An 11,356-nucleotide genomic window follows, 5' to 3' on the forward strand; every position below is an offset into this window, starting at 1 on the left:
CATAAGCCATAAACACAGCTAGGAACAACCCCTCCTTTTTTCAGTAACTTAGATTGTTGCAAATACCTTGTCGAAACCTGCTTTCGACTTGGCGAACAACTCACTGGAACCTAGATTCGATGCTGGTGCCAAGACTTCCTGAGCCACCACACCATTGTAGCCAATCGCCTGCAGATTTTTCAGAAACCCACCCAGATCAATGACCCCTTCGCCGGGGTACAAACGCTCATAATCCAGCAATTCTTCAACGGGTAGATCATAGGCATCATTAATATGAACATGAACAACCTGTTCTTTCTTCAGCTTCAACAGATCTTCCATCGGTAGACCATTCGTATGCCAGTGATAGGAATCTACGAGCAGGCCTACATTGGGCGCATGGATGGTCTCGATCCAGTCCAGGGTATCCTCCACACGCCAGATAAACGGATTCTTCCATTGCGTCCGCAAGTGATGGCAGCCAACAAACTCCAGCCCCAATCGAATGCCATAAGCGCCCAAGATATCAGCACAGAGTCTCAAGCGTTTCGTAGCCGCCGCCATAAATTGCGCTGCCGGTTGATCCGTTGAGGGTAAGATATACGTGCAACAGCTGTAACAGTCCAGCGAAGCAGAAGCTTCGGCCATAGCGACCAACGATTGCAATCCCTCACGAAATTGTTCATCTGTTGTCCGCCACTCCACCGTCAGACCCGATGAACCGATGATCACCTGATTACTCTCTAGTAGATGTTGTGCCTGTTCCTTGCCATACGTTTGAATCAATGAGAGCGGATTCAAATCTACAGATCCAAATCCGTGCTTGGCCGCATCTGTGATATATTGTTCATCAGACTCGATGTTTCCCAGTCCCGCATTCGTTAACCCTCTAATCATCCCAATCTCCTCCTGTGACTCGTCTGGAATTACAGCTTGTCCAACCCTTTCCTGTCCCCCTTAACCAACACCTGGGTTTAAACAGGTATAATTTTATAATAACAGTACTCTCTCAAAAAGAAACCATAATGTCCCATTCATGAAGCCTCAAATTTATCGTTGAACAACAATAGACCCATTCAAAAATTAAATGAATGGATCTATCTTATCGGTTATACCTAGTATTTAATTATTGGCCCAACTGTGATTGATATTCGTATTCAAGTACCTGTTTCATCATTTCCAATTCCATCGTTTTCAACTCCGTGATTTTATCAAGCATGGTATTGTACTTTTTGTATACACCCTGCTCCATGATAAATTGATTCATATACATGACCAGATTACGGAGTTTCAAAGCTTCGCTAACCAGCTCTTCTAACCTTATTTTTATCGAAGGATCGGGGAGAAAATCAAGTATGGATTGAGCAAGCAGTTGTTTATGTTCGTAGAGCAGGTGAAAAGGATGTACAGCAAACGGCTGATTTTGCATCCCTTCCTTCTGCATCCCCAGCATATCAATCATCTTATCGTATATTTCACTTCCAAGATAACGGTTATCCTTTCTCAGAATACTTCGAACCTGATTAGTCTCTCCTACGTATTCTTTCAAAATATTCATTAGATCCTCTTTGGAAAACTGGAGAACCGTTTCATAATAATATTCACTGGGTTCCTTATACTCATCTGTCTTTTCAATGGCCCATATTCCGTTTAGGTAATCTGTAGACCATTCAGCATCGAAATTGGAATCTTGAATAACAGTGATCTCATCATAGGGAAGCCATTTCTCACCGTAGAATCCATCCCAAAAATCATGGCACAGAAACTCTTTACGATCCGAATCGAATCCAGAGATGAATACCTCATGCTTACCTCCGCCAGGAATATTTCTCAGGAAATAAATATAATTATTCTTTTGAATTAGTTCCTCTATAAAATCTTGCAGTTCCCACTGTTTTAAAATCATATCTCTATCGTACACCCTTGTAATCAACATAGGGCATGTCGACATTTTGAATTTGTGCCAAGGATAATATTGTGAACAGACGTCCAATCCGTAGCCCCCTTCATCATTGTGATGCAGGATGACCAATAGAAAATTATGATAAATCCAGCTACGTGAACGCTTGTCCAAATCCAGCATGGAAAAGAGACTCGCGTGATGTGGGTAGGTAGTCATTAAAGGCTCGTTCACTTGCAATTTTTTAATCATGACTGATCTCCAATCCTGAGCAATTTATTAAGTGATGCTTCTCCAGTTCATGAATGGCTTCCAGCTTGCTTGTGAATTTTCTCCACTGATTATGTGTCATATTCTCTCGATATACCGCCTTCGCCAGCACGTTACGTAACTCACTCCAATGATCTTGTATTGCCTGAGCAGCAGAAACAAGATCGGTATGATGTTCATATAACCGTTGCATACGATAGGTTTCGACCTTTTTGGCATTCACAATGTCTACAATGGATTGTAGAACAAGTTCAGCATAGGCCATATCAGGTGAATTTTCTTCTTCATTGAACTGATACGTCTTCTGTATGAAGGACAGAAGATGACTCAGTTCCTGATTAATCTCTCCCGGTGTAACGCACACATGATCAATAAACATGTCACGCAGTTCTCCCAGCATGATGTTGTTTCTTTTGTGTGAGGCAGTTTCACAAGCTGAAAATGCGTAGAACGTGGGTACTTCTTCTGCCTCCATGAAAAGCCGTACGAATCCTTCGTAAGCTTGTACAATATCATTCATAGGCATCTCCATCGGTTGATACGTGAGATTGTCCCGGTGATCATGTTCTATTACATGGAACACTTGCCGCTGGAGATCATACCCATAGATTAATAAGGAATGAGGCCAGTGGGTACGTAAATACATGTCTTTGCGCATGGACTCGTAATAACAATCCACTCGGATAATTACTGGGCGGTTCAAATTAACTGCCTCCATAATATCTTTTCGTACATCCTCACAGTAGTTTTTTGTTTCATAGGCTAAACCCATACGCTCAATTAACTGGTCATCTGATAATACAGCTTGATACTCTAATCGGAGTATGCCCTGATGTTCATCGAATCTATAGTGCATTCGGTCGTTGATCATCACAGGCAGTACACCAATAGAATAAAAGTTCAATACGGGAAAGAGTGAATTATAGAAGCAGTTTTTATAAAATACATCATTAAACGGCTCTATTCCTGCGATGATAACTATTGGCCTATGGGAATGATGTAATATAAGATGATCCGCTTCCGCCGTTGCCCCGACCTCCTCCGTAAATTGCTCCATTGCACCATCTGTCTCTGGCATATCCTGCTCTTCAAGAAGTATCTCTTTTTCAGAGTTATACTCATCCGCTTCATACCCCTTGTTTCGAAGCACTTCAGCCAGTGATGCAATAGTCTCATGCCGCATCACTTCATCAGCAGTAAGCGGAATACTCTGCCTCTCCATATCGGCCTCAAGTTTGATGACATTAAGAGAATGCCCTCCAATTTCGAAGAAGCGGGCATGAACGTCAATCTCTTTCAATTGCAACAGATCCGACCACAATTCGGCGAGCAACTGCTCTAATGCATTGCGTGGAAGTGTAATATCCGTCCCTTCTCCCTGTAAGAGCAAGGGATCGGGAAGAGCTTTTCGGTCCAACTTCCCATTGGCCGTATATGGCATATGATCCAACATGGTGTATCTGGAGGGCAGCATATATTCAGGCAACTCTGTCAGCAAAAAAGATCGCAATTGCTCCTGATTGATACTTTGGCTCTCAATTACTGTGTAATAGGCACATAACAGGGACTGCCCATCCTGATCTGACCGAACTGTGACCGCAGCAGCCGAGATAGCCGGATACTGAAGCAACCGGTTCTCGATCTCCCCAAGTTCAATCCGATAACCGCGTACCTTCACCTGAAAATCGGAACGACCCAGATACTCCAGCTCTCCATTTGCATGGAGTCGTGCGAGATCTCCCGTTTTATACATATAAGCACCCTCATAAAAAGGATCTCTGACAAACCTCTCACCCGTAAGCTCAGGCCTATTCCAATAACCTCTGGCTACGCCATCTCCCGCGATGCATAACTCTCCCGTTGCTCCGGTTGGCATATGTCGATGCCTCTTATCCAGAATATAAATACGGGTATTGGCAATCGGATGACCAATCGTAATTGTCGAGGTAGGTGAAAGTTCCTTAATGCTCGACCATATTGTTGTTTCTGTGGGACCATACATATTGTAGATGCGGGCAGAGGTCATCCCTGTGATCTCCTCATACAAGGCATACGGTAGAGCCTCCCCTCCGATCATCAATATTTGAATCATGCTCCATACGGGAGAATCTACGGTAAGCCCAATCTGAAGCATTCGCAGTCGAGAAGGAGTTATTTGTATTAATTCAATGTTGTGAGTAACAATTAGATGCGCAATACGGCTTGGACTTAACTGATCCTCCTCTACCGCCATTATCAGTGTTAACCCGTTAGCGAGTGCCCCAAGCGTTTCCAGTACAAAGATATCAAAGGAGAATGTTGTGAGGGCGAGAATTCGTTTGCCAGCTTCAAAAGAAATGCTGCGGGATACACCTTCCACAAAGTTTCTTAGTGCCAGATGTTCAATCATGACCCCTTTTGGCCTGCCTGTAGATCCGGAAGTATATATCAAATAAGCCAACTGCTCCGACGAAACAACTGGCAAAGAGATATGTTGGTCATTCCATTCTTCCAAGCGAGAAATATCGATTATTTCCCCTGTATATATGAGTGAGCCGATCAGATCGGGCTTAGTTAGCAAAATTGCAGCCTGGCTATCCTCCAGCATGAACTGCAAACGATTATTTGCATATGCGGGGTCCATCGGCATGTAAGCAGCCCCCGCCTTAAGTACACCCAGCATAGCCAAGAGCATGTCTTCCGATCGGGTTAACAGAATTCCTACAACGGCACCTGATCTTACTCCCTGAGCTAACAGGTATTTCGCAAGTTGATCTGATTTGCAATCCAAGTTTCGATAGGTAAGAATATTATCTCCGCAGACCACTGCGGGAATATCCGGCTGTTGTGCAGACCAAGACTGGATCATCTGGATGATTGAACGAGCTTTAGGAAAACGTATCTCCGTATCATTCAGATGTTGAATAACCTGGTCTTCCTTGAGCGAGAGCATCTTTATATGATGTAATCCCTCATCTGGATGGGCTGTACACGTCGAGAGCACACGCATCACATGGTCTACAATCTGTTCAATGGTTGCTGGAGAATATAATGCGGCATTGTAATTCATGCGTAACGCCAGCCCCACTTTAGACATTTGAAGTGAAAACACCATATCGGCCAGGGGGCCTGTTTCCTGTAGATTCTCCTGCATATTGTCCATTCGAACCACAGTGGCCACCCTTGGCAAGTCTGTCCCCTCATGACCAAGCAATTCAAGAATTTTCTCCAGCGAAAGATGGTTAAACTTTTTGGCTGTACCCACAAGGGTCCTGAGCTGAAGAACAAGCTCCTTAAAAGAACACTCTTCACCAAAATTGATGCGAATAGCACGTAGTTGACTTGAATTTGCTGCACCAGACGAAGCGGGAATACCTACAGTTATATCGTCATTGTCCAGATAACGGTGTAACACGTATGTGACACCTGCCAGAAGAAGAATAAATGCCCCTGCTTCGGTGTTCCCGGAAATGCGAAAGACTTGTTCTGAAACAGGTTGAGGAAATGCAAGTTGCATCTCCTCAAACACTTGCTCACCCCATGTTCCCCTCGTTTTTTCACTAGGGAACATGCTGAATTGAAGGTCCCCCGAGAGATGGTTTAGCCAATATTGCTTCTCCTCTTCGAACTTTCGGCTCGATAATAGCAAATTTTGCATGAATGCACCTGGCTCTGCTGACAATTAGCACGCCTCCCATTCTCTTTGGGATCAAGAATAATCAGATTAGGTTGAGACCTTTTTTCTTTGCCATCTTTTCTACCTTGCGCAGCATAACGATTGAGATGATTGTATACGAAATGGCAAAAAAGATGAGGATGCACCATTCCATCCAGATCGGTGCAAGGGGCACCCAATCTGTTTTGAAACTGTAATAACGTACCATATCATACCCCCAGGTATAAGGCAGGAGATATGCGATCCAACGAACGACTGCAGGAAACTGGTCCACTGGGAAATAAGCACCTGCTACAAATTCAAACATGATAAACAAAATACCCACAATGGATGAGACCTGGCGGTACAGAATCCCCAGTAGAGCAATCATGACACCAAGCGCCATTAATGCAACGATGACCACAAGACAGGTAAATAGAATCATCATGGATTCAGCAAAGTTGAGACCTGCGTACAGAACAAGCAGAATATACATCGGTATGAATACGATGACATTCATTAATGCACTGGCTACAACCGTTCCAACATAATACGCATAACGAGAGATTGGATTGCAGTACAGATACTCCAATGTGCCGTTATGGAGATCATTCGTCACGGCACCGAGCGGAGCGTTTAACGCTACTCCGTAGAACAGCCATACAAGTATTGCACCCAGGTAAAAGATAAACAGGTTATCTCCTTGAAGCACATTCTCTCCCTCGTATACAACAAACGTAGACATCAGCAGGAAAAAGAGTACCCTCAGACCCAGTTGCAAGAAGTTACCGAAGAAGTTTGGCAGATACCTTACAGCAATCTGCAATTCCTTCACGGTTGTTGCCCACACGACGGTGAAAAATCCGGTAGGTTTACCTATCGCTTGCAGCTTTAGCGTTTCCTGACCTGCCCCGGTTTTAGCGTATTCGATACTCACTGTTCTCTGCCTCCTGCCAATGTGTACTCTAAATTCTCATCAGACTTCACATAGAGCTGAACAAACAAATCTTCAAGTGTTAGTTGTCTATGCTGAATGGTCGTATGGATATTTCCTTCTTTTAATTCACTAATAACCGCGCCCATCCCGTCGTACAGGTTCGTGATTCCGAAGGAAACCATGTCTTCCTCCTCACGAATAATTGTGGAAGCTACCTCCGGCAGAGCAGTGATTCGCTCCTGAATGGAAGGGGGCAAGTCTGCTCTGGGAATGTCGATGAATTCGACTGCGCCCAGATTGGATTTTAGTTCGGCAATTGTACCTGTTTTAAGGAGCGTTCCTTTGCGCATCAGGGACACCCGGTCCGTCATGTCCTCTACCTCAGTCAGAATGTGAGAGGTCAGAATAATGGATTTCCCCTCATCCCGAACATAACTTTTAATGAATTCACGTACACGTCTGGAGATCACGGGGTCCAGGCCCTTGGTCGGTTCATCCAGATATATCACTTCAGGATCATGCAGCAAGGCTCGCATAATGACAACGGTTTGCTTTTGGCCTCCCGATAATTGCATAAATTGCTTGTTCAGATGTTCCGAGAAATCCAGATACGCACTTAATTTGTCAATCTGGTTTGAAATCTCTTGCTTGCTAAGTCCGGTAAGTCTTCCAAAGAATATCAAGTTCTCTCGAACAGTTAATCTCGCATAGGCAGAGCGTTCGGTATCTTGACCCACATATCCGATTAGTCTCCTGATGATGTTCGCATCGGTATCCAAATCGTAGCCGCCGATATTGACAATCCCGGAGTCCTTGGTCAGCAGGGTCGCCAGTACTTTAATGAAGGTCGTTTTACCTGAACCGTTGGTCCCCAGAATCGTATGGATCTCACCCTTGCGAAGTTCAAAGGACATATTATTTAGTGCCAGGTGTTTACCATAGGACTTGGTGACGTTCTCAGCAGATAGTACTCTCATCGTTCTCCCCCTTTTATGTATTACCTGTATTGCTGAATTCATTGGAGGGCAAATACGCTATAACAGCGCATTCGCCCCTAATGTAATCATTTTACGCTGACAGCTTCGTGTACCAGATACTCCGCCAGTTCGTAGTGATGTCCAGTATCATCAATGATATGATTCATCCACTGATTTCTTTCTTTAACAGGTAACTTTTTGGTTTCAAAGATGCCCTTGAGCAGTTCCAACGCTTCTACCATTTGCTCTTTTGAGGGCTTGTCCCCCGCATTTTCAACCTGCTCCTGAATTGCCTGGATTCGTTTGTAACGCTGAACAACACCTTGTTGATACTCCGCTTCATCCCAATTCTGGTTCGGCGTTGCCACTGCAATTGCTAAACATTTAGTTATGACTGTGGGTACCCCTTTTTTCTTCTTGCCATCCGATTGAAACATGCTGATCAGTTTCTGACGTTCCGCTTTTTCGCCAAAGCAGAGCGAATTGATATCAGGACAGTTCGTTTGGGTCAATTTGTTCAATACATTTTTGGGTCCCATTTCGATGGCAAGTGTGACACCGAAACGCTCGAGATATTGAAGAATCCGTGTCCATTGAACAGGTTTGACCATCTGATCTGTCAGCAATCCCGGAATTCGCTCCACATCGCCATAAGGTTGACCTGTAACATTGGACAGTACCGGCCATTTGAACATATTGTACGAATACTTTGCCAGTTCTTGGCCGAGCTGTTCCGCATCTTCCGCCATCAGCGAACTATGAATGGGTGCACTGGACATCAGTGGAGTAACCTGACCATCGGCATCCAATACGGCTGCTTCGATCTCCTCCAGTACGTATTGATGACCGGATACGGCAGCTTGTGTTGGCGAATTATAACAGGAGACCACAGCTACACCCTGCTCGCCGCTGTATTGTTCACAGAGTTGCTCCACGATGGATGCGCCAATACCGTCCATAATGGTCATTGATCCTGTGCCCCGATCAATATGAATCTGCATCATCGCACCGCGCAATTTGGTGATTCGAACAGCATCGGAAAATGTCATGGCGCCTGAACATACCAACGCCGAATATTCACCCATACTGTGACCTGCACAAAATTGTGGTCGAATCCCCACTTCTTCCATATACACTCTGAAAGCCGCTACATTCGTTGCCAGAAGAGCAGGTTGCATGTTCTCATTCTGATTCAGTTCAGATAGACTTCCTTCAAAACATAGTTTTGCCAGATCCACACCTGCAACGTCACTCGCTTCCTCGTACGTTTGCTTGGCAATGCTATATTGATCATAGAAACTCTTTCCCATACCTACATACTGAGAACCTTGTCCCGGAAACAGCAGTGCTATTTTTTCCATGTCGTAACCTCCATTAATAGGGTTGGTGTATTAATTATTAATAATGTTCAGTTCCACATATGAAGGAATTTTCTGAATATAGCTCATGTCGTGTTCAAAAATGACAAGGTCCTCTTCCTGATGGATTTCTTTGAATCCGCCAAATTTATAGGTCAGATACATCATCCGATTACGATCGGTCATTTTGAATTCAGCCCGTATCTTTACCCCGGCTTCTTTCGCCTGTTCCAGGATATAATTCATGAGAATCGTGCCTACACCTCGCGACATTACACGGCAAGACATCAGCAGCAGCTTCACCGTCCAGTATTCCTCTTCCAGCTCAAGCAAAGCGAGTCCAATTTTCCCATATGCTCCATACTTGTCTTCCAGTCCTGTAATGAGAAGTTTGTGATTAGGAGATTGACTGAGTTGTTCCAGATCTTCATAGGAATAGGTATACCCTGTGGTGTTCAGCTGATGAGTCCGCACCGTCAACTCTTCTGCACGCTGCAGATCATCTCCCTTGAGAGGAGAAATCGTAAATATCATGCCAAGTGAAGCCAGAAAGTCATCTTTGGGACCTGTGAATTCCTCTTCCGCCTTATTACGGATCTCATCGCTTTTGTACATTAAACGGCGAAGTCTGGAGTCCTCCGTAATAAAACGGGGATTCATCATCTCCATGTCGGGAATGTCCAGGTACTGGGCAGCATCTATGCATCGAACTTCAGCATGTTCAAACTGTACCTCTTCCAGCTCAAACATCTGATCATCCACAAAAGCAACCGTATTCGCTCCGATATTAATGGAAGTTATGATGGATTGAATGGAGCTCGACTTGGAATTCCAGTGAATCTGGGGGTATAGGAAATATTCATGAATTCCGAATTCCTCAAGCTTCTCCATCGCTGTCTGATGGTCATTTTTACTGGCGATCGATTGCAGAACCCCACGCTCGTCCAGTGTCCGGATCACATCAATAACTCCCTCTCTCAAGACAACATTCTCATCTTCCAGAAGGACACCTTCCCAGATTGTATTATCCAGATCCCAGACGACCAGCTTCACCTTCTCTTGCTTTTGCTTGTCCATTACCGAATTTACCGATGGATCACCCATACCTGAACCCCTCCTTGGCATATTGTTCAAAACGATTGCTTCAAGACCGTCAGGCAGTCTATGCTGTCTTTCGTTCAATCAGTTCATTAATCTTGTTCAACGTACGGAAGTTGCTCAGATCCATATCCTGGGTCTCAATCCGAATGTTGAATTCTTTCTCCAGAAACATCACCATCTGCATTGCAAACAGGGAATTGGCAAAACCCAATTCAAAAATATCCTCATCATCCTGAATTTCACGTTTGCGATAGAAACGACTCAGAAATGTTTTTACTTTGACTTTGGACTCCATGCACAGTCACCTCGTATAATTTATAGTGGATACACTTACAGAATCACGTGCTCAAAGAAACCTTGACCACTTTTTGCTCCTAACAATCCGGCATCCACCATCTTGCGAAGCAAGGGACATACTCTGTATTTCGGGTCCTGATAACTCTCATAGAGTACATCTAATGAATGAACTACAGTATCCAAACCAATCAAATCCGCTGTGTGAAGTGGACCCATCTTATGTCCAAAACATTTGACGAATATGTCATCAACCTCTTCCGGTGAAGCTACCTGATCCTGAACGACAAAGGCAGCTTCATTCATGAGCAGATGGGATATTCGGTTAGATACAAAACCGGGAAGATCTTGTACCAGTATGGCTTCTTTGCCCATGGTATGGAGCAGAGATCTGGTCGCTTCAATCGTTGTATCCGAAGTGTGATAACCCTGAATAGCTTCGACTACGGGCTTTAACGGGACCGGATTCATAAAATGTACACCGATGACCTTGTCAGGTCGTCTGGTGATGGAACCAACTTTTGTAATCGAAATGCATGATGTATTGACCAAATAAATACAAGAATCGGGGCAATAGTTTTCAAGCTGTTCATAGACCTCTTTTTTCACATCCCATTGCTCAGGCACGTTCTCAATAATAAAATCAGCATCGCTCAGCGAATCATAATGTGTCGTAAACTCCACACGCGAGAGCACAGTTTCCGGTTCTTCGGCCTCGGTATCCTTGTTGTAGAATCCCGAAAATCGGATATTAGTAAACAAGGCTGTTCTCGCCTGATCCAAAACTTCATCACTCACGTCGATCAAAACCACGTTGTGCCGGGACTGGGCAAGGCTCTGCGCAACCCCTTTTCCCATGACACCTGCTCCGATAACACCAACCTTCATTCCTATCAACGCCCCTCT

General features: G+C 44.4%; 9 protein-coding genes. All 9 read right to left on the reverse strand.

Annotation, left to right across the window (positions count from 1 at the left end):
- Nucleotides 1-48 precede the first annotated feature (48 nt).
- The 9 genes from AC1S8V_RS22335 to AC1S8V_RS22375 all read right to left on the reverse strand — a co-directional run bounded on the left by AC1S8V_RS22335 (nucleotide 49) and on the right by AC1S8V_RS22375 (nucleotide 11,338).
- Entirely contained in the window at nucleotides 49-876 is an 828-nt protein-coding gene (locus AC1S8V_RS22335) for a sugar phosphate isomerase/epimerase family protein (RefSeq protein WP_482070813.1), read from the reverse strand.
- Between the two features lie 229 nt (nucleotides 877-1,105).
- The gene (locus AC1S8V_RS22340) at nucleotides 1,106-2,131 is read right to left on the reverse strand and encodes a hypothetical protein (RefSeq protein ID WP_482070814.1); all 1,026 of its coding nucleotides are present in this window, start codon (nucleotides 2,129-2,131) and stop codon (nucleotides 1,106-1,108) included.
- A complete protein-coding gene (locus tag AC1S8V_RS22345; RefSeq protein ID WP_482070815.1) occupies nucleotides 2,124-5,810 on the reverse strand; it encodes an amino acid adenylation domain-containing protein in 3,687 nt (1,228 codons plus the stop codon). Before AC1S8V_RS22345 ends, AC1S8V_RS22340 begins: the two co-directional genes overlap by 8 nt.
- Nucleotides 5,811-5,847: 37 nt before the next feature.
- The gene (locus AC1S8V_RS22350) at nucleotides 5,848-6,720 is read right to left on the reverse strand and encodes an ABC transporter permease (RefSeq protein WP_482070816.1); all 873 of its coding nucleotides are present in this window, start codon (nucleotides 6,718-6,720) and stop codon (nucleotides 5,848-5,850) included.
- Nucleotides 6,717-7,697, reverse strand: a complete 981-nt coding sequence (locus AC1S8V_RS22355; protein ID WP_482070817.1) for an ABC transporter ATP-binding protein — start codon at nucleotides 7,695-7,697, stop codon at nucleotides 6,717-6,719. The genes AC1S8V_RS22350 and AC1S8V_RS22355 overlap by 4 nt, the downstream gene beginning before the upstream one ends.
- A gap of 86 nt (nucleotides 7,698-7,783) precedes the next feature.
- Complete coding sequence (gene fabD, locus AC1S8V_RS22360) at nucleotides 7,784-9,058, reverse strand: ACP S-malonyltransferase (RefSeq protein WP_482070818.1); 1,275 nt, start codon at nucleotides 9,056-9,058, stop codon at nucleotides 7,784-7,786.
- 30 nt (nucleotides 9,059-9,088) lie between these two features.
- Nucleotides 9,089-10,159, reverse strand: a complete 1,071-nt coding sequence (locus AC1S8V_RS22365) for an HAD-IIIC family phosphatase (protein ID WP_482070819.1) — start codon at nucleotides 10,157-10,159, stop codon at nucleotides 9,089-9,091.
- Between the two features lie 58 nt (nucleotides 10,160-10,217).
- Nucleotides 10,218-10,451 carry an acyl carrier protein gene (locus tag AC1S8V_RS22370; protein WP_017686948.1) on the reverse strand — a complete coding sequence of 78 codons (234 nt, stop codon included), beginning with the start codon at nucleotides 10,449-10,451 and terminating at the stop codon, nucleotides 10,218-10,220.
- A 35-nt stretch (nucleotides 10,452-10,486) separates the two neighbouring features.
- The gene (locus AC1S8V_RS22375) at nucleotides 10,487-11,338 is read right to left on the reverse strand and encodes a 3-hydroxyacyl-CoA dehydrogenase family protein (protein ID WP_482070820.1); all 852 of its coding nucleotides are present in this window, start codon (nucleotides 11,336-11,338) and stop codon (nucleotides 10,487-10,489) included.
- Between the last annotated feature and the right edge of the window lie 18 nt (nucleotides 11,339-11,356).

Source organism: Paenibacillus sp. B46(2026), from assembly GCF_056786355.1.

Excerpts from the sequence above, each read along its gene's own strand:
- AC1S8V_RS22365 (WP_482070819.1), bottom strand. The coding sequence starts at position 10,159 with ATGGGTGATCCATCGGTAAATTCGGTAATGGACAAGCAAAAGCAAGAG.
- AC1S8V_RS22375 (WP_482070820.1), bottom strand. The coding sequence starts at position 11,338 with ATGAAGGTTGGTGTTATCGGAGCAGGTGTCATGGGAAAAGGGGTTGCG.
- AC1S8V_RS22370 (WP_017686948.1), bottom strand. The coding sequence starts at position 10,451 with ATGGAGTCCAAAGTCAAAGTAAAAACATTTCTGAGTCGTTTCTATCGC.
- fabD (WP_482070818.1), bottom strand. The coding sequence starts at position 9,058 with ATGGAAAAAATAGCACTGCTGTTTCCGGGACAAGGTTCTCAGTATGTA.
- AC1S8V_RS22340 (WP_482070814.1), bottom strand. The coding sequence starts at position 2,131 with ATGATTAAAAAATTGCAAGTGAACGAGCCTTTAATGACTACCTACCCA.
- AC1S8V_RS22335 (WP_482070813.1), bottom strand. The coding sequence starts at position 876 with ATGATTAGAGGGTTAACGAATGCGGGACTGGGAAACATCGAGTCTGAT.
- AC1S8V_RS22355 (WP_482070817.1), bottom strand. The coding sequence starts at position 7,697 with ATGAGAGTACTATCTGCTGAGAACGTCACCAAGTCCTATGGTAAACAC.